Origin of the sequence: Clostridium sp. (genome assembly GCF_050717535.1) — a bacterium.
Taxonomy (GTDB): Bacteria; Bacillota; Clostridia; order Clostridiales; family Clostridiaceae; genus Clostridium_AD.
Genome location: NZ_JBOITM010000079.1, coordinates 12216 through 37504, shown reverse-complemented (window position 1 = coordinate 37504; position 25289 = coordinate 12216). Strand labels below are relative to the sequence as shown.

Genomic DNA, 25289 nt, shown 5'->3' with positions numbered 1-25289 from the left:
TTGATTTCCTCTAATTCCTTTAGCAGGTTGAATTGACAAAAAAAATTCATGTATTATACTAAAATTAAGAATATTAAAAATTTTCATAAAATGCAGGGGGTCTTACAAATGTTTGAAAATATAAATGAAGTACAAGAATTTATAAAGGAAAATAAGATTAAATTTGTAGATTTTAAGGTAGTGACGTTGGCAGGTAGATGGAATCATTTAACTATACCTGTTGAAAGACTATCTGAAAAGACTTTTTCACAGGGAATAGGATTTGATGGTTCAAGCTATGGATATTCAACTATAGAGGATTCAGATATGAGATTTCTTCCTGATATGACTACAGCGTTTGTTGATCCATATTGCAAAATACCAACTCTAAGCATGATTGCCAATATGTACACTCTTGGCAAAAATGAAGGAAGATTTTCTGGGGATCCAAGATTTATAGCTGAAAAAGCAGAAAAATATATGAGAGATATGGGAATAGCTGATGAATATGTAATAGGACCTGAATTTGAGTTTTATATATTTGACCATATAAATTTTGAAGTTACAAATCATCATCAAGAAGTTTGTATAGATTCCAAGCAAGCCCCATGGAATAGTAATAATAAGGATGATAATTTTGGGTATAAGGCACCTTTTCAAAAGAGTTACCATTTGGGATTACCATATGATTTAAATAATGACCTAAGAAGTGAAATGTGTTTAAAACTAGAAGAGATGGGCATCGCTGTTAAATATCATCACCATGAAGTAGGATCAGCTGGGCAACTTGAAATAGAGGTTGAATTAGAGAAAATGAGTAAAATGGCTGATGCTACAATGATGGCAAAATACTTAATAAAAAATGAAGCTGTAGCCCATGGCAAAACCGCTACTTTTATGCCTAAACCACTATTTGGAGAAGCAGGAAGTGGAATGCATGTTCATATGCTACTTAGAAAAAACGGTAAAAATCTTTTTTTTGATGAAAATGGATACTCTCAAATGAGTAAAACTGCACTGCATTTCATTGGTGGAATATTAAAGCATTCTAAAGCATTACTTGCATTTACTAACCCTTCAACCAATTCATATAAGAGATTAATACCAGGCTTTGAAGCGCCAGTATCAATTTGTTTTGCTACAGGAAACAGAAGTGCAGTAATAAGAATTCCAGGATATGTTAAAGATCCTAAAACTAGAAGATTTGAATTTAGACCATCAGATGGTACAGCAAATCCATATTTAGCTTATTCAGCACTGCTTATGGCTGGTATTGATGGTATAGCTAATAAAATTAATCCTAGTGCGGAAGGCTTCGGACCATATGATGTAAACGTTTTTGAATTGCCGAAGGAAGAAAGGGATAAAATTGAAGTATTACCTAGATCACTGGAGGACGCACTGGAAGAGCTTAAAAATGATTCTGGTTTTTTATTAAAAGGTGGAGTATTTGATGAACATTTTATTAATAATTGGATTAAATTTAAATATGAAAAAGAAATCAAAAAGGTACTGCCGGTTCCATCGCCAATAGAATTTCAATTGTACTATGACTTATAGTATAAGAATTGGAACAATTAATTAAAATTATAGATGTTATGAGAGAGGGGTTAGATCATGGTTAAAAGACTTGATGAGTTAATTGAACTAGCTACTAAAAAAGATAAAAAGATATTATCAGTAGCTGTGGCACAGGATAATATAGTTTTAAAGGCAGTAGTCGAAGCAGTTAAATTACAAATTGTGGATGCGATACTGGTTGGCGATGAGGATAAAATAAAAGCGATTGCACTTAAAGAAAATTTAAGCCTTCAAAATATTAGAATTGTAAATGAAAAAGACATCATAAGAGCTGCAGCGAAAGCTGTAGAGCTTGTATCCTGTGGCGAGGCTCATTTCATAATGAAAGGGATGCTTGGAACCTCTGAATTACTAAAGGCAGTACTAAATAAAGAGGCAGGACTCAGAGGCACGGGACTTTTATCACATGTTATGATTTATGATATACCTGCGTATCACAAATTACTTTTTCTAACGGATGGAGGTATGGTTACTTGTCCCGAACTTAAAGAAAAAATTGAGATAATTAATAATGCAGTGCAAGTAGCACATGCGCTAGAGATAGATATTCCAAAGATAGCTCCTATTTGTGCAGTAGAAGTTGTTAATCCTTCAATGCAGGCAACGATAGACGCGGCATCACTATCACAAATGAATAAAAGAGGACAAATAAAGGGCTGCTTAATTGATGGTCCATTGGGACTGGATAATGCAATATCTAAGGAGGCTGCAGAGCATAAGGGTATTATTAGTGAGGTAGCAGGTGATAGTGATATATTACTTGTTCCAAGTATAGAGGCGGGAAATTTTCTAGGTAAATCTCTTACCTACTTTGCGAAAGCTGAAAGTGCAGGCATTATAGTAGGAGCGAAATGCCCAGTAGTATTGGTTTCAAGGGCTGATAGTGCAAAATCAAAATTATATTCTATAGCTCTTGGAGCGGTAGTAGTATAAAAGGGGGAATTATATATGAAAAAAGTAATTATGTCAGGTAATGAGGCCATTGCAAGAGGCGCCTATGAGGCAGGATGTCATATAGCTTCTGGTTACCCAGGAACACCTAGTACAGAAATTCTTGAAAATTTTGCTAAATATGAAGGCGTTTATGCAGAATGGGCACCTAATGAAAAAGTAGGATTTGAAGTTGCAGCAGGAGCATCTATTGGTGGGGCAAGGTCGCTTACAACTATGAAGCATGTAGGATTAAACGTGGCTGCAGATCCATTATTTACAATAGCATATGAAGGTGTTAATGGAGGATTTGTTGTGGTAACAGCAGATGATCCTGGAATGCATTCGTCGCAGAATGAGCAGGATAATAGATACTATGCACCACATGCTAAAGTGGCCTTACTAGAACCATCTGATTCACAAGAATGTTTAGACTATATGAAAGCAGCTTATGAGATTAGTGAAAAATTTGATACCCTTGTTTTGTTTAGAGTTACTACAAGGATATGTCACTCAAAATCAGTAATAGAGCTTGGAGAGAGGATTTCAGTAGCAGTAAGGCCTTACGAAAAAAATGTAAAAAAATATATTATGATACCTGCACATTCAAAAGCTAAACATTATGAAGTAGAAGAAAGATTAGAAGCATTAAGAAAATTTTCTAATAATACTCCATTAAACAGAGTGGAGATGGGTAATAGTAAAATAGGAATAATTACAAGTGGTATTTCTTATCAATATGCTAAAGAAGTTCTAGGTGATAATGCGTCTTATCTAAAGATAGGTATGAGTTATCCTCTTCCAGATGAAATGATTAGAGAATTTGCAGCTAAGGTTGAAAAACTTTATATAATAGAAGAGAATGACCCTTATTTAGAAACTGCTATAAAGGCAATGGGAATCAACTGCATAGGAAAAGAAATAATTCCTATTTGTGACGAATTAAATCCTGACATCGTGCGAAAGGCCATCTTAGGTGAAGTTAATAATATTGCTTATACAACAGATATACAAGCACCTTCAAGACCACCAGTATTATGTCCAGGGTGTCCACATAGAGGAATATTTTATGAAGTATCAAAATATAAAGATATAATATCTTCAGGGGATATAGGATGCTACACCCTAGGTATGGTAGCGCCTCTTAATGTAACTGATACAGTTATATGTATGGGAGCTTCAATTTCTGCAGGTACAGGTATTGAAAGAGCTAACATGGTTTCTAATAGGCATGATAAAAAGGTTTTCTCTTTTATTGGAGATTCAACTTTCTTCCATTCAGGAATAACAGGGCTTGTAAATGCAGTATATAATCATACTCCAATTGTTATTTGTATTTTGGATAATAGAATTACTGGTATGACAGGACATCAAGAAAATCCTGGCACAGGTAAAACCCTCCAAAAGAATCCTGCACCAATGATTGATATAGAAAAGTTAGTTATTGCCTGTGGTATTAAAGCGGAAAATATAAGAGTAGTAGATCCCTATAAACTAGGTGAGACAAAAAATGCTGTAAAGCAGGCGCATGATAGCACAGAGCCTTTTGTAATAATTACAAAACAACCTTGTGCATTGATTAAAGATGTGCTTAAAGTTAGAGCGGGAATAAAGTGTGTTATAGATGAAGAAAAATGCAAAAAGTGTAAGGCTTGCTTAAAAGTAGGTTGCCCAGCAATAAAATTTCAAAATGGAGTTGTAACTATAGATGCTACCATGTGTAATGGATGCGGAATATGTTTGCAAGTATGCCCATTTAAAGCTATAGAAAAGGTTGGTGAATAATATGAGTGAAAATAAAAGTGTATTATTTGTAGGTGTAGGTGGACAAGGAACAATTCTAGCATCTAAAATTTTGACAGAAGGACTTTTGAAAAGTGGATATGATGTTAAAATGTCAGAAGTTCATGGCATGGCTCAAAGAGGTGGAAGTGTTACCACACAAGTAAGATTTGGAGAAAAGGTTTATTCTCCACTAGTAGAAAAAGGTAAAGTAGATGTAATAGTTTCATTCGAAAAGAGTGAAGCCGCTAGATACCTACCTTATTTAAAGAAAGATGGCTACATGGTAGTTAATGATTATGAAATATATCCAATACCAGTTTTAATAGGCAAAGAAAAATACCCTGAAAATGTAAATGAAAAGCTATCAGAAATAGTGCATAACATTGTAATTATTAATGCAGTTGAAATTGCTGAAAAGCTTGGAAATGTTAAAGCACAAAATGTAGTTTTATTAGGAGCATTAATTAAAGTGCTTAAACTAGAAAATATAAATTGGGATGAGGTTATTAGTGATATAGTGCCTCCCAAAGCTATAGAAATAAATAAGAAGGCATTTAAAGCAGGAATGGAAGTTTAGCATTAATAAAAGTAGGAGCTTTGAGTTAGAGCTCCTGTTTTTGTTTTTTATAGAAAAATGTACATTTTTGTAGGATATTTTTAAAAATCCGCTATAATATAAATAAGTACTATACAAGAACTACATGAGGCAAAACAATTAATAATTGTTTTATACCAAGAGGCCGACAAGGAGGAATAAAAATGCCACTATATTCATTAGCATCTAAAGAAATATTAGGGTGCATAAAAGAATACATAAAAAGAGGAGAAGTAGTTAGAATTTCTGATGCTTTGGAATATAATAATATTTTATATAGAGAGATTACATTTTCTAAAAAAATGTTTGAAAATTTAAGGAAAGAGAATTTGGGGTATCTTTATATTAATGAAAAAAATGAAATTGTTATGGAAAAATCTCTACAAGAAAAATTAGCAAAATTAGCTTATTATTCTGAGATATTTTATAATAAAGAAAGTAGAACCTGTATAATCAATGCATATCAAGAGGAAGGTAAAGTTGAAAAGGATAGGAAAGATTATCAATTAGTAGTTGAAGGTTTAAATTTCCTAACTAAAGAGGGAATTGTGGATTCGGAACAAGTAAAACAAATTGTTGTTAAATTACCAGGAATTAGAAAGAACAACAATTTAGCTTTAAAACAGCTTATGACTGATGCTTATAAATGTAAAGAAGAAAAAAAATATTTTAATCTCAATATGTTGGAAGAGCTATTACCAACATATAGAGATGCACTAAGTATAAATCTTCAAAAGATAAGACTTATAAATTCTGCCAAGGATTGCTATACAAATATTAAAAAAACTTCTGAGAAAAAGAAAAAACAAATGTCTATTAGATTTAATCACAAATTAACAGAGCCACTAATGAAGATAAGTTATACAATGGGATATTTTATTAAATTGGTGGATACCTGTGAAACAATAAGCAAAATGTCGGATACTCAATATTTTAAGTACTTAGGCACTATTGAAAAAGAAAATATTGAGCTTAGAGTAAAACTCAATAGAAGCAAAAAGAACTCCTAATTTGGAGTTCTTTTTGCTTCTATTCAACAGTTATATACACAGCATCTTCTTCACGAACAACTTTTATATATTCAACTTCTGGATCCTCAGTTCCTTGAACATATAAGCCAGTTGCTTTTAATTTTTCAACATAATCTATAATTTCTTGAGTTATTCTCTCACCAGGGCAAAGTATTGGAATACCAGGTGGATAAGCCATTAGGAATTCTCCACTTATCATACCAACACTCTTTTTAATTTCTACAGCAGTATTTACACTGTTGAAAGCCTCACGAGGAATTTGAACTTGCTCTGGAATACTAGGAATATCAATAAAATCAGATTTTTTTGCGCCTTTGCCATAGTATTCACTACTAACTTCTCTTAAAGCCGTAAGTAACTGCTCCATTCCTTCTTCTGTATCACCAAAGGATCCAACTGCCAGTACGTTATAAAGATCAGATAATTCCATTTGTATATGATATTTGTTAGAGAGAATCATATCTAAGTCATAACCTGTTATGCCTAAATCTCTACAAGTTATTGTAATTTTAGTTGGATCAATAGCGAAAGCTCCAAAACCATCTAAAACCTCTTCCCCAAAACAATAAAAACCAGGAATCTTATTTACTTCACTTCTTACATAATTAGATAAATCAATAGTCTTATCTAAAAGTTCGGTGCCATGCAAAGCAATTTGACGCCTAGCACAATCCAGTGAGGCCATTAATATGTAGGAAGGTGAAGTTGTGTGCAGTAAATTCATCAGTTGTTTAACTCTAGCTGGGTTAACACGATTTGAACAAACATGTAGTAACGAAGTTTGAGTTAATGAACCTATGATTTTATGAGTGCTTTGTGCACATATGTCTGCACCAGCTTCCATTGCTGACATTGGCAATCTGCTATTAAAATTAAGATGAGGACCATGGGCTTCATCAACTATAAGCGGAATGTCATATTCATGAACCATTTCTGCAATTTTTTCTATATCAGTGGAAACTCCATAATATGTAGGGTTTATTATAAGCACGGCTTTTGCATCAGGATTCTCTTTTAGTGTTGCTTCCACTGTTTCTGGAGATACTCCATGAGCAACCCCTATTTTTTTATCTAGTTCAGGTTGCATATAAACTGGGACAGCACCGGCCAATATGATTCCACCGGTTATAGATTTATGAACATTTCTAGGTACAATTATCTTATCGCCAGATCCAACCACAGACATAATCATAGCTTGAATGGCACCAGAAGTTCCGTGAACTGAGAAAAATGTTTCATCAGCACCATAAGCATCAGCTGCTAACTCTTGGGCCTTTTTAATAGGTCCGGTTGGGTGATGCAAAGAATCAACAAGTTTAAAAACTGTAACATCAATTTTAAAAGGGTTTGCCCCCATAAAATTTTTAAATTCTTCATCAGCACCTACTCCCTTTTTATGGCCAGGTACGTGAAGTGGCAAGGTATCTCTGTCAACATATTCCATTAACGCATCGAATAATGGAGTTTCATTTTGATTTAATCTATACATTTATACACCCCTTTCAAGTGAATTTATTTTGTGGAATATTAAAATAAACAAGAAAAATTATGCTCGCTTAGTTACTTAAATATTCCTAATCTTTAAAATAGTTATTGTTAGTAAATTCATTGGGCCAATTTATAATTATAGAGGATTAGATATGCAAATGCAATAATAATTTCAAATTGTCAAATAAATCATAAAAAGAATAGTTTATAATAAAGACACTTAATGTTCCTTTTATTTATAATGGGTTGATAGTATAATGTTATAGACTAAAGAGAGAGTTTTGGTAATGGCAAAGAGCCTAGCAAATATTTGTTATCTCAAAAGAATATAAGGAGGAAAATTTATGACTTACAAAGAAAAATATAAAATTTGGATTAACTCTAATTTAATAGATTTGAAATTAAAAAAAGAGTTAGAACAGTTAATTGATGAAAAAGAAATTGAAGATAGATTTTACAAAGATTTAGAGTTTGGTACAGGGGGACTTAGAGGAGTAATGGGAGCGGGAACAAACCGGATGAACATACACACCATAGGTAAAGCTACTCAAGGGTTAGCTGATTATTTAAATTCAAAATACACGGGAAACACATCAGTGTGCATAGCCTATGATTCAAGAAATATGTCAAAAGAATTTGCCATGGCTGCTGCAAAAACTCTTTGTGGAAATGGTATTTACGTTAATTTATTTGAAAAATTAACACCAACGCCAATTTTATCTTATGCGGTTCGTCAACTTAAAAGTAAAGCGGGTATTGTTATTACTGCCTCACATAATCCTAAAGAATATAATGGGTACAAAGTTTATGGGGAGGATGGTGGACAAGTTACTGATGAGGTTGCCAACGAAATTATAACCTGTGCAGGAAATATAAAAGATTTTTCTAAAGTGAAAACTATAGAAGCTGATAAAGCCAAAACTAATGGAATGTTAAAAATCATTGGAGAAGATCTTTATTTATCATACATCAATAAGGTTAAAAATTTGACACTGAGAGAAGATTTGCTTAGCAAACATGCCAAGGATTTAAAAGTAGTTTATACTCCTATTCATGGTTCTGGAAATATTCCTGTTAGAAGAGTTTTAAGTGAACTTGGTTATGAGAATGTGTCTGTTGTAAAGCAGCAAGAAATGCCAGATGGTAATTTTCCAACGGCAGCTTATCCTAATCCAGAAGATCCAAAGGTATTTGAATTAGCTCTTAAAATGGCAGAAAAAATTAATCCAGATATTATTTTTGGGACAGATCCTGATTGTGATCGTATTGGAGTAGTAGTTAAAGACAAATTCGGTGAATACAAGGTTCTTACAGGAAATCAGACTGGGGTATTATTGTGTAATTATATTTTGAATTCATTAAGTGAAACAAAAAAAATGCCTAAGAATGGTGTGGTAATAAAAACTATTGTTACATCTAATATGGTAGAGGGTATTGCACTAAAATATAACGTTGAAGTACTAGATGTGTTAACTGGATTTAAATATATTGGCGAAAAAATCAAAGAGTTCGAAGAAAAAGGTGAAAAAAACTTTATCTTTGGGTTTGAAGAAAGCTTTGGCTATTTAGCTGGGAATTTTGTACGAGATAAAGATGCGGTTATAGCGGCAACATTGATTTGTGAAATGACACTTTATTATAAAAGTAAGGGCATGAGTTTATATGATGCATTGATGGATCTTTATAAGGAATATGGGTATTATGAGGAGAGCTTAGTTTCAATAGAACTAAAGGGGAAAGATGGTGCAGAAAAAATAGGTAATATTTTAGAATATTTAAGACATTCAATGAAGGATTTCATAGGAAATTATAAAGTTGTAAAAAAAATGGACTATAGAGCTGGGTTAGAGATGAATTTATTAGAACATACTGAAAAAACAATTTCACTACCAAAATCAAATGTACTAAAATTTATTTTGGAAGATGGGTCTTGGTTTGTAGTTAGACCTTCTGGTACTGAACCAAAAATGAAAATCTATTTATCCGTTAAAGGAAACAGTCAAGAAGATACATCTAAAAAAACAATTAAATTGAAAGAAAATGTTATGTTAATAGTTGATAAAGCAAGCATAACCTAAAGTGTGGTTTACAAATCACCCTCATTATATTATTATTAGGAGTAGTTGTAGCATAAATATTTAAGATTAGTAGGAAGGTGAAAGCATGGATATTAAAACATATTTTTCAGAAAAATTATCAGCTATTCTTTTTCTGGAAATAAAGAAGAATAGTAAAATTAATGATTTTGTTATATTGGATGACATATATTTTCCAGTGAGAACTAATGAAATAATTCAAAAGGTAAAGAAAAAAGAAGATTTCGAAAATATACCAGTTAATCTGTTTATAGAAGGAATGTTTTATGTTATTGGAGCAGATGAATCTTTTAAGTATACTAAAGTATATAAAGAAATAATAAAGTCTATTCCAAATTCAATTGGATTTATTAAGGGTGTGATTTTTAAAGAAATTCAAAATGAAAATTATGAGGAAGCTTATATTATGTTAAGTGGATTATTAACAATAGAAGAAAATATTGAGAATTATGATAAGATTTTTTTGCTGGTAGACAAACTAAGGGTCACTAATATTATGTTTAAAGATGAAGAACTAAAGCTTATAGAAAGGGCTAAAAAAATAACTAATTATAGTAAGCCGTATCTATATGAGGCATTAGTTTTTAATAGTGAAATGGAGCATGAGTTAGCTTTAGTAGCTTTAAGTAATTATGCAATAAATGGTGGCGAACAAACAACAGACGTTATAGACCTTAAAAACACTTTGGAAACTATAACAAGGTTTCAAAAGGGAAAAGAACTAGTGGCTACAAGTCCTAATGCTGCATTACAAATCTTAATTCCGCTAATGGAGCAGCTAGGAGATAGCCCAGATATATATTATCATAGTGCTGTAGCTTATAGACTACTACAAAATTACGAGAAGGCCATATACTATTTAAATGAAGCAGCAGCAATTGACAAGAATTTAATAGAGGTAATAATTGAGTTTGGAATTAATTATGCGCTTCTTGAAAATTACGAGAGAGCTATCCAATATTTTAGAAATGCATTTGAAGTTACAAAGTCTATAGAGGTATGTACAAATCTTGTTATGTGTTATATAAATACTAAAAACTTAGATGCAGCAAGGATACATTTAGATATGGCTAAAAAAATTGATCCAAAAGATGAAATTGTGATAGAACTCGAAAAACTAATGATGGAGGCTAAATAATGGAATTGACGGAATACTTTACGATAATAAAAAAACGGATACTACTGGTGATTTTAATTACACTAGGAGCAACGGTACTTAGCGGAGTATTAAGTTATTTTGTTATTACACCTACTTACAAAGCTGATATATCTGTAATAATTGGAAAAGTAGAAAATAAAACTGAGGTACCACAAGCTAGCATGAATGATGTGCTTATGTATCAAAAATTAGTTAAAACTTATAGCGAATTTGCTAAATCTAGAAAGGTTTCAGAACATGTTATTACAGCACTTAAATTGAAAATGGAACCTAGTGAACTTCAAAGCATGGTAACAGTGGAACCAAAAGGAGATACTGAGTTCTTAACTATAACTGTTAAAGCTAAGGATCCTAAAGAAGCTATGGATATTGCTAATCAGTTAGCTAAGTCATTAAAATTTATAAGCAATGATGTGAAAAAATCAGATAATGTGCAACTTTTAGATGAAGCACTACAACCTACAGTGCCAGATAGTCCAAATCCAAAGCTAAATATAGCAATCGCATTTTTTATTGGACTTATGATTTCTCTAGGTATTGCATTTTTATTAGAATACTTAGATAACACTGTAAAAAGTCAAGAGGATATAGAGAAGCTAACTGGAATAACGGTTATTGGGATAATTCCTTTAACAGAAGAAAAAAAATAGGAGAGTGAGAATATGTTAAAAAAAATGATAACATTAAAAAATCCCAAATCTAGATCAGCAGAAGCTTTTAGAACATTAAGAACTAATATTCAATTCTCTTCCTTAGATAAAGAATTTAAATCCATAGTAATTACTTCATCGGGTGCCGGAGAAGGAAAAAGCACAGTTTTGTCAAATTTAGCGATAACTATGGCTGAAAGTGGCAAAACAGTTATTCTTGTAGATTGTGATTTTAGAAAACCATCAATACATAAGAAAATGGGAATTACAAATTCAGTTGGACTGACAAATATATTAGTTCAAGATGTTAAAAAGGAAGAATGTATTGTTAAAACAGATGTTAATAATCTTTCTATACTAACTAGTGGACCAATACCTCCAAATCCAGCAGAGTTATTGGGAACTCAAAAAATGAAAAATTTTATGGAAATCCTAAAAAGTGAATATGATATAGTCCTTATTGATGCACCACCAGTACTTGCAGTAACAGATGCCCAAATTTTAGCTACAATAGCAGATGGAGTGATTTTTGTAGCATCATACGGTGAGGCTCAAAAGGACGCACTAGTAGACGCAAAAGAATTAATCGATAAGGTTGGTGGAAAGATACTAGGAATTGTATTCAATAAAGTACCTGAAGCTGTAAGTGGATATTATGGGAAATATTACAAAGGGTATTATGATAAAGAAAAATAAGGTTTTAGAAGGTGCAAGTATATGATAGATTTTCATAGTCATATAATTCATGGAGTTGATGATGGAGCAAAAAGTTTAAATATGTCTCTTGGAATGTTAAAAATTGCAGAAAGTGAAGGGGTAGAGTACATTTGTGCTACTCCTCATTTTATAGCTGAAGAATATGAAATTACTAGAGAAAAATATATTGAAAAATTTAATAACCTAGTTTTAGCATCTAGGGAGGAGAATTTTAAAATTAAAATTTTATCTGGACTAGAAATTTATATGCATCCCAATTTACCAAAACTCTATAAAGAAAAGAGGATTTGGGGAATTAATGGCTCAGAATATATGCTTATTGAGCTTCCAATGGGCCAATTTCCGAGGTATACTGAAGATGTGTTTTATGAATTAATGTTACTTGGGGTTAAACCTATATTAGCTCATCCAGAGCGAAATATTAAGATTATGGAAAATCATGATTTGATTATTAATTTAATTAAACAAGGAGTATTGATGCAAATAAATTCTGCTAGTTTATTAGGCAATTATGGAAAAGAAATAAAAAAGACTGCTCAGCAATTTGTAAAAGCGAATATGGTACATATTTTAGGCAGTGATGGACATAATATCACAAGTAGAAAAACGATTATAAAACCAGCATTTGATATAATAAAAGATAAAAATGAACCCATGTATAACTGGATTTCTCAAAATCAAATTAATATTATTAATAACAAAACCACTACGGAATTATTAGAAATAAAAACTAAAAAAAGAAAATTTTCACTTTGTAATATTTTTAGTAAGTTTTAAAATAAGGTGTAATCTATGAGTATTTTATTTGAGGGGAGAAGAACTATGAGAGTTAAAAAAGCTATTATACCTGCAGCAGGACTTGGCACAAGGTTTTTACCAGCTACAAAGGCGCAACCTAAAGAAATGTTACCAATTGTTGATAAGCCAACAATACAGTATATTATTGAGGAAGCGGTTGCCTCTGGAATTGAGGAAATACTAATTATAACAGGAAGAAATAAAAGAGCGATTGAAGATCATTTTGATAAATCTATTGAACTTGAGTATCAATTGCGACAAAATGGCAAGGAAGATGTATTGAAAATGGTAGAAGATATATCCAATTTGGCTAATATTTATTATATACGCCAAAAAGAACCTAAGGGGTTAGGCCATGCTATTAGTTGTGCTAAAACCTTTGTTGGTAATGAACCTTTTGCTGTAATGCTGGGTGATGATGTAGTAGATAGTGAGATTCCTTGTCTTAAACAACTTATAGACTGTTACAGTGAATACGAGACTTCAATTTTAGGGGTTCAAGAGGTACCTGTAAGTGAAGTTTCTAAATATGGTATAGTTGATGGAACTGCAATAGATGATAGAGTTTATAAAGTTAAAGATGTTATTGAAAAACCTAATTCAGGCGAAGCACCATCTAATATAGCAATACTAGGGAGATATATAATAACACCTAGAATATTTGATATTTTAGAAAATACGAAGCCTGGAAAGGGTGGAGAAATACAACTTACAGATGCACTAAAGACTTTAATAGAAGAGGAAGATATGTATGCTTATAAATTTCAGGGTAGAAGATATGATGTAGGCGACAAAGAAGGTTTTCTAGAAGCTACTGTTGAACAAGCGCTTAAAAGAGATGATCTTAAAAAAACTTTTATGAATTATCTTTTAACTATCAAGAACAACGATATGTTTAAAGAAATCTACAATGAATGTAATGATGATAAAAAATAGTCTAATTAAGTATGAAAGATGAAAAATTTTTAATATCCTGAATTTGTTATTAATAAAAATAAAGAGGACCTAGTTAATTATTAATTGCTAGGTCCTTTTAATTTTATCTACATTAAATATCTACATTTTGTGGGAATTATAAATAAATAGTTAATAAACTCCATTAAATTATACAAAAACAAGGTTTTAGGATATAATAATATATGCAAAGATACTGAATAATAGAAGAGAAGAAATATGTTGAATAATTTTTGAAATGAGGTAAAATGATTAAGGGAATAGCAAAGGGTTTAAAACTAAATAAAGGATGTGAACTTCATGAAAACGGATAAAAGGGTCTTTGCGGTGGATATTATTTGTATTTTGGCTTCGTTATATTTAACTTTACTGTTGAAATTTGATTTTAATATCCCTATAAAAGACCTTGAATTTTTTAAAATTTCAATTATCCCAGTGTTGATTTTAATAATAGGATTTAATATGATATTTGGATTGTATCGAAGTATATGGAAATACGCATCCATTTCAGAATTATTTTCTATAGTATATTCAATAACCCTGGCCAATATAGTGTTTGTGATTTATAGCTATTTAGTTAGTCATATTTTATTTAAAAGCCACTATTATAGATTCCCTTTTACTGTACATATTATATTTTGGCTTCTATGTGTGATTACCCTGGGTGGAATTAGAATTATATACAGAATATCAGAGCAAAAAAAAGGAGAAAATAAACAGTGTGATAAGAACATAAACATTCTTATTGTTGGCGCCGGAGATGCAGGCGTAATGCTAGTAAAAGAGATTAGTAAGCATAGTGAATTAAAATATTATGTTGTTGGATTAATCGATGATGATAAATTAAAAAATGATAAAATAATTAACGGTATTAAAGTATTAGGTGGTAGAGATAAGATAATTTCAATTTGCAAGGAAGAGTCCGTTGAGGAAATAATTATTACTATGCCTTCAGCAGATTTTAAAACTAAAACAGAAATACTGAACATTTGCAAAAGGACTAAATGCAAGTTAAAAACAATTCCTGGTATTTATGAAATTGTAGACGAGAAAGTAAACATTAGCGAGCTTCGTGATGTTAATATTGAGGATCTTTTAGGAAGAGAAGCAATTAAATTAAATACTGAAGACATTGATAAATATATTAAAGAAAAAATAATACTAGTTACAGGTGGTGGCGGTTCTATAGGATCCGAACTATGCAGGCAAATCGCTAAGTTTAATCCTAAAAAATTAATAGTTCTAGATATTTATGAAAACAATGCCTACGATTTACAAATGGAGCTTAACTATGAGTTTCCTATGTTAAATAAAGAGTTTATCATTGCATCTGTTAGAGATATTGATAGATTAAAAGAAATTTTTGAAACCTATAAACCTGATGTAGTATTCCATGCAGCGGCTCATAAACATGTGCCACTGATGGAGAATAACCCAGCAGAAGCTATTAAGAATAATGTAATAGGAACTTATAACGTTGTAAAATGTAGTCATGAAGCTGGTGTAAAAAGATTTGTTCAAATTAGTACAGATAAGGCAGTAAATCCTACAAACATCATGGGAGCTACCAAGAGATTTTGTGAACTCATAATTCAAGCCTTTGACACAATTAGTGATACTGAGTATGTGGCTGTAAGATTTGGTAATGTTTTAGGAAGCAATGGTTCAGTAATACCATTATTTAAAAAGCAAATAGCTCATGGAGGTCCAGTAACTGTAATGCACCCTGAAATAAATAGATTCTTTATGACAATACCAGAAGCTGCACAATTAGTTATTCAAGCTGGAGGTATGGCAAAAGGTGGAGAAATATTTGTTTTAGATATGGGAGAACCTGTGAAAATAGTTGACTTAGCTAGAGATTTAATAACTCTTTCAGGGCTTGAACCAGATGTAGATATAAAAATTGAATTTATTGGACTAAGGCCTGGAGAAAAACTATATGAAGAACTTCTGATGGATGAGGTAGCATTAACATCCACTTCTCATAATAAAATTTATGTTGAAAAGCCTATAGGAAATGATATAGATTTTATTGAAAAATCTATTGAGGATTTTAAAATTGTAGTTGGAAAAGACAAAGATGCTGTATTTGCTTTAATGGAAGAAAAAGTTCCAACTTATAAAAGAAAGCCGGACTAAAAAAATTAACACTTTGCGATATTATTTTATTTAAATTGTCTTATGAAAATTATTAAAAAAAATCTAACATCGCAAAAAAGATATAAATTAAAGTATTATATTAGACCTTTAAGGTTATAGGAGGTAACAAAATGTTTCAATTAAAAGATGAGTTATTATTAAAATTAAAAAATAAAACAGCTAAACTAGGTGTGGTTGGACTGGGCTATGTGGGATTACCGCTAGCTGTAGAAAAGGCTAAAGTAGGGTATGAAGTAATAGGTTTTGATGTTCAAGATCAAAAGGTTCAAATGATAAATGACGGAATTAATTATATTGGAGATATTGTAGATACAGATTTAGCTAAATTAGTAAAAGAAGGAAAACTAAAAGCTACTACAGATTTTAGTTTTGTTAAGGATGTTGATACAGTATGTATCGCAGTTCCTACACCACTAGATTTATATAAACAACCAGATTTATCTTATGTAGTAGATTCAACTAGAAGTGTAGCTAAGTATTTACATAGAGGAATGCTGGTAGTACTGGAAAGCACTACATATCCAGGAACAACTGAAGAAGTATTAAAACCAATACTTGAAGAATCAGGCTTAAAATGTGGAGTAGATTTTTTCTTAGCTTTCTCTCCAGAAAGAATTGATCCAGGAAATAAACAATTTAACACAAAAAATACTCCAAAGGTAGTTGGAGGATGTACAAAAGACTGTACTGAGGTAGCAGGAATGTTATACAGAAGTGTGCTAGAGGGAGATATAATGGAAGTGTCTTCTCCAGCGGTAGCAGAAATGGAAAAAATTCTGGAAAATACTTTTAGAAATGTAAATATAGCATTAGCAAATGAAATGGCAATTTTATGTAAAAGAATGAACATTGACATTTGGGAAGTTATAGATGCAGCTAAAACTAAGCCTTATGGGTTTATGCCATTCTACCCAGGTCCAGGACTTGGAGGACATTGTATACCACTTGATCCATTCTACCTAGAATGGAAAGCAAAAGAGTTTGATTATCATACAAAATTAATAGAAGCTTCAGGTATAATTAACGATTATATGCCAGAATTTGTGCTTGAAAATGTCATGAAACTTTTGAATGGTCAGAAAAAAGCACTAAACGGAGCAAAAGTACTTCTTATGGGTGCAGCTTATAAGAAAGATATAGATGATATGAGAGAATCACCAACACTAAAGGTTATTGAGCAATTAGAAAAGAATGGTGCTGATATTATAATAGATGATCCATTTATTCCTAAATTTACTCATAAGGGCAAAGAATATGTAACAGTAAATTGGGAAAATGAAATAGCAAATGCAGATATAGTAATAATAACAACGGATCATAGCTCTTATGATTATGAAAAAATTGTAGCTGAAGCTAGTTTATTATATGATACTAGAAATGCTACAAAGCATGTTGTAAACAATAGAGAAAAGATCAATAAACTTTAATAGTAACTGCAATAAAATTATGGCATGCAAACATTGTAAACTATTTTATGATATTGCATGCCAAAATTATATGAAAATCATCAAGGAGGAATTCAAATGAAAAAATTAAGAGTAGCAATAATAGGATGTGGAAGAATATCTTACAAACATGTAGAGGCTATAACTCAAAACAAATCTGAAATTCAGCTAGTTGCAGTTTGTGATGTGGTAGAAGCTAATGCTATGGCTAAAAAAGCTGAGTACATAAAAGCACTAGGGGAAAATGTAGATGTAAAAGTTTATATAGATTATAAAGAAATGCTTGAGAGTACTGATATAGATATGGTTTCTATATCTACTGAAAGCGGATATCATCCAGAAATAGCTATATATTGCATGAATAAGGGCAAACATGTACTTGTAGAAAAACCAATGGCATTATCTATTCAAGATGCAGATAGAATGATTGAGTGTGCAAGAAAAAATAATGTAAAACTTTGTGTTAGTCACCAAAACAGATTTAATGAACCAATACAAAAGCTAAGAGCTGCTGTAGATTCAAATAGATTTGGGAAATTAGTTAACGGTACAGCTAGAATCCTTTGGAATAGAAATATGGGATACTATCAGCAAGCTCCTTGGAGAGGAACATGGAAACTGGACGGTGGTACACTAATGAATCAATGTATTCATAATATTGATTTGTTGCAATGGATGATGGGTGGAGAAATAGACACTGTTTATGCTCAGTGTGATACTTTTATTAATGATATAGAAGCTGAAGATTTTGGGGCAATAATGATAAGATTTAAAAATGGAGCTATAGGTATAGTTGAAGGTTCCGCTTGTGTATATCCTAAAAATTTAGAAGAGACCTTAAGCATTTTTGGTGAAACAGGTACAGTTTGTATAGGAGGACTAGCGGTTAATTCTATAGAAACTTGGAAATTTGCAGATAACGTGGATAATGAGCAGGAAATATTAAGTAATCAAAAGGGAGACCCAGATTCGGTTTATGGCTTTGGACACACACCACTATATAAAGACATGATAGATGCTATAAATATGGATAGACAACCTCTTATAAATGGAGAAGAAGGTAAAAAAGGTATGTCTATTATACTTGCAGCTTATAAATCAAGACTTACAGGACTTCCAGTTAAATTCCCAATGGGAGATTTTTCAACTATGCAAATGAAAAAATAGTTTTAGCTATATTATATGAAATGAGGTTATTTTCATGAATTATATATCAGAGAAAAGTAAATTGGGAAACAATGTAACAATGGGACATTTTGTAGTAATAGATGATGAAGTAGTTATAGGTTCTAATTGTATTATAGGCAGTAATGTAGTTATACACGTAGGTACTATTATTGGTAGCAATGTTAGAATAGATGATAATACAGTAATAGGTAAGGAGCCGATGAGGTCCGTAAACAGTATTTTTAAGAATGAGGAAAAATTGCTTCCAGCTAAAATAAGCGAGGGCTGTCTTATAGGTGCAGGGGTAATAATTTATTGTGGTTGCGTCATTGGTGACAAAACACTTATTGCTGACACCGCTGTAATAAGAGAAAATGTTACAGTAGGATCTAAAACAATTATTGGTCGTGGAACTACTATTGAAAATTTTTGCACAGTTGGGTCTAACTGCAAAATACAAACTAATGTATATTTAACAGCTTATTCGCAGGTTTGTGATAATGTATTTATTGCTCCTTGTGTTACAACTTCCAATGATAATTATGCAGCTCGTTCTAAAGAACGGTTTGGAAAATTTAAAGGGGTAACAATTAAAAAAGGTGGAAGAATTGGAGCCGGAGCAGTTATCCTCCCAGGTAAAATTATACACGAAGATGGTTTTGTAGCAGCAGGTAGTGTAGTTACAAAAGACGTGCCAGCAGGCAAAATTGTAGTTGGAAATCCTGCTAAAGTGTTTAGAGATGTTCCTAAGGAACAACTACTTAAAAATCAATAAGAGAAAGTATGTTTTAGTAGGCTACTTTAAAATGTACCCTATAGTGTAGACCAAATATAAAAGCTACACTACAGGGTATTTCTACGTATTAAATTTGATTTTTTCACAATAGTTGTGATACATATATAAGTTGCATATGTTAAATATGTATTATATAATAAGAGTTGCTTTATTTCGACTATTAATGAAGCAAAGTTTTACAAAAAATAAAGAATGAAATACCATAGAGTATAAAATATAATGAATAGAAGCAAATTAATTAAGAATATTAAAGATGCTATTATATTCTATTTGAGTAAATAGTATATTTTTTTATCTAAGTATTATGGAGGATTTAATTATGCCTATAAAAGTATGTCATATTACTACAGTTCATCCATCAGCTGATGTTAGAATTTTTCACAAAGAGTGTAAAACACTTGCTAGGGAAGGGTATGAGGTATATTTAATAGCACCTCATGATAATGAAGAAGAGATAGATGGTGTGCATGTTATTCCACTTCCTCAAAAGAGTGGTCGGTTATATAGATTTGTAACTAAAAAAAGAATTGCATTAAAAAAAGCAAAGGAAATAAATGCTCAGATTTATCATTTTCATGATCCAGAATTGATTTTTTTAGGACTTAAACTAAAATTATCAGGAAAAAAAGTAATATATGATGTTCATGAAGATGTACCAGCACAAATTATGAATAAAGATTGGCTTGGTAGTCTTTTTATTAGAAAGATAATTTCTAAATTATTTAATGCTTTTGAAAAGTGGGCATGTAGATATTTTGATGGTGTGGTGACAGTTACCGATGATATAGTTCAAAAGTTTTATATGAATAAGCGAACCACACTATTAAGAAATTTACCTTCTGTAGTTATAATAGATGAAAGCAAGCGGTTAGAAGTAAAACGCGAAAAATTTACTATGCTTTATGCAGGAGGACTTACTGAAATAAGAGGTATAAGGGAGATTATACAAGCAGTTAATTACTTAAATGGTGAAGTAGAATTATTAATTTTAGGTAAGTGGGATGATCCTGAATTTAAAAAAGAGTGTGAAGGACTGGAAGGATGGAAATATACGAATTTCTTGGGGTTTAAGCCAGTTAAAGAAGTTTACTCGTACATGAAAAGTGTAGATTTGGGTCTTTGTACACTTTACCCAACTCTTAATCATATAAAAAGTTCGCCAGTAAAAGCCTATGAATATATGGCATGTGGACTACCTATATTGATGTCTGATTTTCCATATTGGGTGGAAGCATTTGAGAAAAATGCTATATTTGTAAATCCAAAGAAACCTAAAGAAATGGCAGACAAGATTCACGAGTTAGTAAAAAATATTGAAGCAACAAGGCAGATTGGGATAAATAACAGATGTATAGTTGAAAATTCACTATCTTGGGAAGCTGAAAAAATAAATCTGATTAATTTGTATAAAGATATACTACAAGATAATTCTAAGATTAAGTAATTATTAAGGCTAACAGTTAATACATGATTTTTACAGTAAATAGCGAGGAGAATTAAATGAGTACTAAAACAAAAAATGTAGCCAAGTATAGTGCTATGATTGCTTTAATTCTTATTCTAAGTAAACTGATAGGTACAGTCAGAGAATTTGTAATTGCAGCTCAGTTTGGAGCAAGTATAGAATCAGATATATTCAAAATAGCAACTCGAGTACCATATATATTTTATGCAAGTGTTGGCGCAGCAATTACCACAAGCTTTATACCGATTTTTGCAAGAGTAAAGCATGATACTGTGAAAGCTAATGAATTTTTTAATAATATATTAAATATTCTTTTTGCATTCTCTTTTATACTAGTATTACTCGGGATGGTTTTCTCTACGGAGCTAACACAAACAATGGTAAGTGGATTTAAAGGAGCTGAAATAGCTAAGACGGTTACTATGACACAAATAGCTATGCCTTCTATCATTTTTCTTACTGCCAGTGGATTATATACAGGGTATTTGCAGTCTTATGGTATATTTCTTCAACCAGCACTTACTGGAATAGTCTCTAGTATTGTGGTCATTATAGGAATTGTCGTGTTTTATAAGTATGGAATTATTGCAGCTGTAATTGCTTTTCTTATTAGTTCAGCAGCACAAACCATTGTACAGAGACCATTTATGCCAAATTATAAATATAAAATGTATATTAATTTTAAAGACGAAAATGTAAGAAAAATGTTAAAGCTAGCTATACCCACAATAATTAGCACCGCAGTAAACCAGATTAATGTTATAGTGGCATCCAATTATGCATCAAGGCTGCCTGTGGGTAGTATATCTGTTGTAGATTATGCAAGTAAGCTAAGTACCTTGGTTAATCAAGTGTTTATTATTTCATTGACAACAGTATTTTATCCTATGCTTACAGAAAAATTTACACAAAATGACCACAAGGGTTTTGAAAATCTATTTGTTAAATCTGTAAATGTTGTAATTCTTGTTGCAGTACCTCTTGTATTTGGCCTGGCAGCATTAAGTACCCCAGTAGTGAAATTGACCCTTGAACATGGGAAGTTTGATGCTGCTGCAACTTTGACCACAGCATTATGTTTAAAATATTTAGCTTTTTCAGCTTTGGGATATTCATTAATTGATATTTTAAGTAAAGTATTTTATTCTACAAGAAATACAATAACTCCGATGATTAATGGTTTTGTATTAATTATTCTAAACCTTATTTTAATAGTGATACTTGCACCTAGATTTGGAGTTGTTGGACTTGCACTGGCAAGCACAATCTCAGTTACCATTGTGGCCCTAGTTATGCTTGTAGAATTAAAAGTTAAAATGAAAAATGTGGAATTTATAAAAATCACAAAGGTGCTTGTTAAATCACTTATTTCAGGTGCTTTTATGATTTTAGTAGTAAGTATATCCTACAAATATATAAACACATTTATTCCCAGGGATAGTACTGTTTTATTAGTAGTTAAGATGCTTTTAGTTACTGTAATAGGGGCTGTATGTTATACCATTTCCCTTGTAATATTAAAAGTGAAAGAGTTAGAGTTTATACTATCTTTTAAGGCATTAAAAAAGAGACAATAGTTTAACAATATTTTAAAAAAGAAAGAGGATGATAATTTTGAGAAAATTTCCTTTTAAGTTTAAAGTTTATATAGTACTGGTATTGGTTTTTTTAGGAATGGCTTATGCTTATAAATTTAAATTAGTTGAAGACAATAGAAAAATGGTAGAAAATGATGAAAATATAGGCAAAACTATAGTAAGCGTATGGTTAAAAGACTCCACAGAGGTAGAAACCAGGAGAAATCAGATAGATAGGTATAATGATGAAAATAAGGACAATATATTTATAAATCTCAAAGTAGAGGGTAAAAGTTATGATAACTTATTAAAAACGGCATTAGCTACATCAGATAAACCTGATATTTTCGAGTATGGATATTCTGATTTATATAAATATGATAGAATAATGGATATGAAGCAGTTTGGATTGGATATTGACAAAATTGGTATGGAAAATTTTTTATATTATAAGAAAAAACCAATGGGAGTGAAAATACTAGGTAATAATGTAAAATTAATATGGAACAAGGAAATGTTAAAAGGTGCTGGAATAGAGCCAGAATTAGAGCCTAAAACATTTGAAGAATTATTGAATTATGGTATAAAAATTAAAAAAGCATACCCGAATGTTGTCCCCTTTGAATTCCCTGCTACTACTATTGGAGAACTTCAAATAGCCATTGGTGAAATGAGTGTAAATAAAGGTAGTATTTATACAACCTTTTGGGATTACAAAACAGGAAAGTATAATTTTGATTATTCAAAGGATATTTTAAATATTTATAGTAAGATGTATTCATTAGGTTTACTCGATAAAGAGTTTGCTGATAAAAATAAAGGGAATTTAAGAAGAGATTTTGCATCGCAAAAGACTGCTATGATAATTAGCACTTTTGAAGATAAAAACTATTTTGACAATGTTATGCCCCTTAATTTTCATATGGGTATATCCAATTTACCAAAGATAGATTTAAAGGATTCCCAAAATTACTTTTATACAGAGGATTATAGTTGTCTTGTAGTAAATAGTGACGTAGAAAACAAAGATAAAAATAAAGCTGCTATTAAAAAAGTTTATGAATTTTTTCTAGAGCCTGAAATAAATAAACAAGTGTTAGCTACTAAAAAGGCACTTCCGATTTTTATGGATAAACAAGTTCAAGAAAATGACATTTATAAAGAATATAATAATGGTAAGAATTTTAGAAATGAGTTATTCGATCCCACTTCTTTCATAAGTTACAAAGAAAAAGTAACAAGACAATTATTTTATGATGCTATTAGGGGAGAACAAAAGGTAGATATTGTTATAAAGAAATTGAATACAAATTATGCTGGGTACTGTAAATTCATGAAAGATAATTATTCTTTTGATTTTAGTGAATTTAGGGAATAATAAGTTATCATATTTTCAGTTAAGTAATTAGCTAAATTTAGGTAGTAAGGAGAACAAGATGAATATTAAAGAATTTTTAAAGAAAAATTATATGAGTATAAAAGAATTTTCAAGAAAAAATTATATTATTTTATGCAGTATAATCGTTATATCTATAATAGTTTTTTTTGTTTTATTTAAGAAAATTGGAATAAAGGATTCTGGAATGGTTTCACTGGCCACTGCGATGTTAATATTTGATTTATATTATGCATCCATTGACATGAAAAAATCTTTGCTTTTATTTATAGTATCTTTTCCAATATTTGTTACAGCAAGAAAGGTTGTTTATTTTGATGTGTTGTTTATAAAAGTAACCTATGAAAGTATTTATATTGCTATAATGTTTATATTAAATATAAAAAAAATCGGGAAATTAATTAAACGTAAAATATATAATAAAGAATCACACAGCAGTAAATTCATATTTTTGATTATAATTTTTGTATTGCTTGCAACTAATAGTAATATATTTTCAGAACATATATTAACAAGCTTAAGTAGTACATATATATCAATTTTTGTACCAGTTATGTTTATGTTTATCATTTTAGCTAATTTTAAAAGTGAAGATGTAAAAAAAATTTATTTTGCATTAATAGTAAGTATAGATTTCAGCTGCTTTTATGGATTCTCTCAAGTGATTACAAACAGGATGAGTTTAGGAGATGTAATGCGTAATAGAAATCTTATAACTTTTGGATATCACAATGTAAATATAGGTGCTGGCATAATACTTTTGATTGTACCAATAGTTTTAGAATTAGTATTATATAGAAAACTTAGTAAAGAGGAAAAAATATTTGTATATGGTTCCTTATTTATAAACATGATTGCACTATTTATTACATTTACTAGAGGCGCTTGGCTTTGTTTTATTATAGTAACTTTTATCATGTTAATAAGTAAAAAGTACAAGAAAATATTTTATTTCTTTGGGATAGCTTTTTTAATTTCATCAAAATGGCTTATCACATTTATACTTCAAAGAGGGCAAGTAAGTGTGGATATATTAAAGAATGAATCTATAATGGCAAGATTGCAAGCAATTATTGCAAGCTGTATAATTGTAATTAAATATCCTTTTGGTGCAGGGGGAGCAACTTTTGCAGAATTATATAAAAAATTTGCTATGAATGCATATTTAGTTTTTCCAGAATCTTTTAGGATAAATGCACCTGTTGCAAATTATGCTATGGAAAATGCACATAATTTATGGTTTCAAATTGCGGTGGAGTTTGGATTAATAACTTCAATTTTATTTCTTATTATAATTATAAATCGATTAAAGGTTATTTTCAAAAATTATAGTGAAAACAGAGGCGTTTTTGCTACAATTATAATATATATGATTTATTCAGTGTTAACAGGAAATGAATTTGATCATAAAGGTGTAATTACAGGAACATTAATTATGTGGTTAATATTTGCAATAGTAGAAATAAATAACAAAGAAGATTGCCTAAATGAAAAACTGACTTAAAAATATTATACTT

The 25289-nt window shown here is 30.8% G+C and carries 20 protein-coding genes; 19 read left to right on the top strand and 1 reads right to left on the bottom strand.

Translation table 11 applies throughout. From position 1 onward, the window contains the following. The first annotated feature begins 108 nt into the window (after positions 1–108). The 5 genes from glnA (at position 109) to ACREVU_RS15895 (ending at position 5880) form a co-directional block, all read left to right on the top strand. Positions 109–1539 carry a type I glutamate--ammonia ligase gene (glnA, locus tag ACREVU_RS15915; RefSeq protein ID WP_431552589.1) on the top strand — a complete coding sequence of 477 codons (1431 nt, stop codon included), beginning with the start codon at positions 109–111 and terminating at the stop codon, positions 1537–1539. Between the two features lie 57 nt (positions 1540–1596). Continuing rightward, positions 1597–2493 carry a phosphate butyryltransferase gene (locus ACREVU_RS15910; RefSeq protein ID WP_431552588.1) on the top strand — a complete coding sequence of 299 codons (897 nt, stop codon included), beginning with the start codon at positions 1597–1599 and terminating at the stop codon, positions 2491–2493. A gap of 15 nt (positions 2494–2508) precedes the next feature. Further along, entirely contained in the window at positions 2509–4275 is a 1767-nt protein-coding gene (gene iorA / locus ACREVU_RS15905; protein ID WP_431552587.1) for an indolepyruvate ferredoxin oxidoreductase subunit alpha, read from the top strand. Position 4276: 1 nt separating this feature from the next. Further along, entirely contained in the window at positions 4277–4852 is a 576-nt protein-coding gene (locus ACREVU_RS15900; RefSeq protein WP_431552586.1) for an indolepyruvate oxidoreductase subunit beta, read from the top strand. A gap of 182 nt (positions 4853–5034) precedes the next feature. Then, positions 5035–5880: a hypothetical protein gene (locus ACREVU_RS15895; protein WP_431552585.1), complete on the top strand. Its 846-nt coding sequence runs from the start codon at positions 5035–5037 to the stop codon at positions 5878–5880. Positions 5881–5899: 19 nt separating this feature from the next. Here the strand turns inward: ACREVU_RS15895 and ACREVU_RS15890 are convergent, their stop codons facing one another. Beyond that, positions 5900–7390: an aminotransferase class I/II-fold pyridoxal phosphate-dependent enzyme gene (locus tag ACREVU_RS15890; RefSeq protein WP_431552584.1), complete on the bottom strand. Its 1491-nt coding sequence runs from the start codon at positions 7388–7390 to the stop codon at positions 5900–5902. Between the two features lie 343 nt (positions 7391–7733). On the opposite strand from ACREVU_RS15890, the gene ACREVU_RS15885 reads away from it, so the two are divergent. The 14 genes from ACREVU_RS15885 to ACREVU_RS15820 all read left to right on the top strand — a co-directional run bounded on the left by ACREVU_RS15885 (position 7734) and on the right by ACREVU_RS15820 (position 25276). After that, positions 7734–9467: a phospho-sugar mutase gene (locus ACREVU_RS15885; protein ID WP_431552583.1), complete on the top strand. Its 1734-nt coding sequence runs from the start codon at positions 7734–7736 to the stop codon at positions 9465–9467. A gap of 85 nt (positions 9468–9552) precedes the next feature. Beyond that, positions 9553–10623, top strand: a complete 1071-nt coding sequence (locus ACREVU_RS15880; protein WP_431552582.1) for a tetratricopeptide repeat protein — start codon at positions 9553–9555, stop codon at positions 10621–10623. Beyond that, the gene (locus tag ACREVU_RS15875) at positions 10623–11294 is read left to right on the top strand and encodes a YveK family protein (RefSeq protein ID WP_431552581.1); all 672 of its coding nucleotides are present in this window, start codon (positions 10623–10625) and stop codon (positions 11292–11294) included. Before ACREVU_RS15880 ends, ACREVU_RS15875 begins: the two co-directional genes overlap by 1 nt. A 12-nt stretch (positions 11295–11306) precedes the next feature. After that, positions 11307–11990: a CpsD/CapB family tyrosine-protein kinase gene (locus ACREVU_RS15870; protein ID WP_431552580.1), complete on the top strand. Its 684-nt coding sequence runs from the start codon at positions 11307–11309 to the stop codon at positions 11988–11990. Positions 11991–12011: 21 nt separating this feature from the next. Next, positions 12012–12788: a tyrosine-protein phosphatase gene (locus ACREVU_RS15865; protein WP_431552579.1), complete on the top strand. Its 777-nt coding sequence runs from the start codon at positions 12012–12014 to the stop codon at positions 12786–12788. Between the two features lie 45 nt (positions 12789–12833). Next, entirely contained in the window at positions 12834–13745 is a 912-nt protein-coding gene (galU, locus tag ACREVU_RS15860; RefSeq protein ID WP_431552578.1) for a UTP--glucose-1-phosphate uridylyltransferase GalU, read from the top strand. A 318-nt stretch (positions 13746–14063) separates the two neighbouring features. Beyond that, positions 14064–15905, top strand: a complete 1842-nt coding sequence (locus ACREVU_RS15855) for a polysaccharide biosynthesis protein (protein WP_431552577.1) — start codon at positions 14064–14066, stop codon at positions 15903–15905. 131 nt (positions 15906–16036) lie between these two features. Further along, a complete protein-coding gene (locus tag ACREVU_RS15850) occupies positions 16037–17353 on the top strand; it encodes a nucleotide sugar dehydrogenase (RefSeq protein ID WP_431552576.1) in 1317 nt (438 codons plus the stop codon). Between the two features lie 96 nt (positions 17354–17449). Then, the gene (locus ACREVU_RS15845) at positions 17450–18538 is read left to right on the top strand and encodes a Gfo/Idh/MocA family protein (protein ID WP_431552575.1); all 1089 of its coding nucleotides are present in this window, start codon (positions 17450–17452) and stop codon (positions 18536–18538) included. Between the two features lie 28 nt (positions 18539–18566). Beyond that, the gene (locus tag ACREVU_RS15840) at positions 18567–19313 is read left to right on the top strand and encodes an acyltransferase (RefSeq protein ID WP_431552618.1); all 747 of its coding nucleotides are present in this window, start codon (positions 18567–18569) and stop codon (positions 19311–19313) included. Between the two features lie 340 nt (positions 19314–19653). Beyond that, positions 19654–20778: a glycosyltransferase family 4 protein gene (locus tag ACREVU_RS15835; protein ID WP_431552574.1), complete on the top strand. Its 1125-nt coding sequence runs from the start codon at positions 19654–19656 to the stop codon at positions 20776–20778. 56 nt (positions 20779–20834) lie between these two features. Continuing rightward, the gene (gene murJ, locus ACREVU_RS15830) at positions 20835–22376 is read left to right on the top strand and encodes a murein biosynthesis integral membrane protein MurJ (protein ID WP_431552573.1); all 1542 of its coding nucleotides are present in this window, start codon (positions 20835–20837) and stop codon (positions 22374–22376) included. Between the two features lie 37 nt (positions 22377–22413). Continuing rightward, a complete protein-coding gene (locus ACREVU_RS15825; protein WP_431552572.1) occupies positions 22414–23754 on the top strand; it encodes an ABC transporter substrate-binding protein in 1341 nt (446 codons plus the stop codon). A 58-nt stretch (positions 23755–23812) separates the two neighbouring features. Beyond that, positions 23813–25276, top strand: coding sequence for an O-antigen ligase family protein (locus ACREVU_RS15820; protein ID WP_431552571.1), 1464 nt, complete (start codon positions 23813–23815; stop codon positions 25274–25276). Positions 25277–25289: the final 13 nt, after the last annotated feature.

Bases quoted from the DNA above. Each gene is read 5' to 3' on its own strand.
- iorA (WP_431552587.1), top strand. From the start codon at position 2,509: ATGAAAAAAGTAATTATGTCAGGTAATGAGGCCATTGCAAGAGGCGCC.
- ACREVU_RS15870 (WP_431552580.1), top strand. From the start codon at position 11,307: ATGTTAAAAAAAATGATAACATTAAAAAATCCCAAATCTAGATCAGCA.
- murJ (WP_431552573.1), top strand. From the start codon at position 20,835: ATGAGTACTAAAACAAAAAATGTAGCCAAGTATAGTGCTATGATTGCT.
- ACREVU_RS15910 (WP_431552588.1), top strand. From the start codon at position 1,597: ATGGTTAAAAGACTTGATGAGTTAATTGAACTAGCTACTAAAAAAGAT.
- ACREVU_RS15845 (WP_431552575.1), top strand. From the start codon at position 17,450: ATGAAAAAATTAAGAGTAGCAATAATAGGATGTGGAAGAATATCTTAC.
- ACREVU_RS15865 (WP_431552579.1), top strand. From the start codon at position 12,012: ATGATAGATTTTCATAGTCATATAATTCATGGAGTTGATGATGGAGCA.
- ACREVU_RS15820 (WP_431552571.1), top strand. From the start codon at position 23,813: ATGAATATTAAAGAATTTTTAAAGAAAAATTATATGAGTATAAAAGAA.
- ACREVU_RS15885 (WP_431552583.1), top strand. From the start codon at position 7,734: ATGACTTACAAAGAAAAATATAAAATTTGGATTAACTCTAATTTAATA.
- ACREVU_RS15875 (WP_431552581.1), top strand. From the start codon at position 10,623: ATGGAATTGACGGAATACTTTACGATAATAAAAAAACGGATACTACTG.
- glnA (WP_431552589.1), top strand. From the start codon at position 109: ATGTTTGAAAATATAAATGAAGTACAAGAATTTATAAAGGAAAATAAG.
- ACREVU_RS15895 (WP_431552585.1), top strand. From the start codon at position 5,035: ATGCCACTATATTCATTAGCATCTAAAGAAATATTAGGGTGCATAAAA.
- ACREVU_RS15880 (WP_431552582.1), top strand. From the start codon at position 9,553: ATGGATATTAAAACATATTTTTCAGAAAAATTATCAGCTATTCTTTTT.
- ACREVU_RS15890 (WP_431552584.1), bottom strand. From the start codon at position 7,390: ATGTATAGATTAAATCAAAATGAAACTCCATTATTCGATGCGTTAATG.
- ACREVU_RS15835 (WP_431552574.1), top strand. From the start codon at position 19,654: ATGCCTATAAAAGTATGTCATATTACTACAGTTCATCCATCAGCTGAT.
- ACREVU_RS15900 (WP_431552586.1), top strand. From the start codon at position 4,277: ATGAGTGAAAATAAAAGTGTATTATTTGTAGGTGTAGGTGGACAAGGA.
- galU (WP_431552578.1), top strand. From the start codon at position 12,834: ATGAGAGTTAAAAAAGCTATTATACCTGCAGCAGGACTTGGCACAAGG.
- ACREVU_RS15850 (WP_431552576.1), top strand. From the start codon at position 16,037: ATGTTTCAATTAAAAGATGAGTTATTATTAAAATTAAAAAATAAAACA.
- ACREVU_RS15855 (WP_431552577.1), top strand. From the start codon at position 14,064: ATGAAAACGGATAAAAGGGTCTTTGCGGTGGATATTATTTGTATTTTG.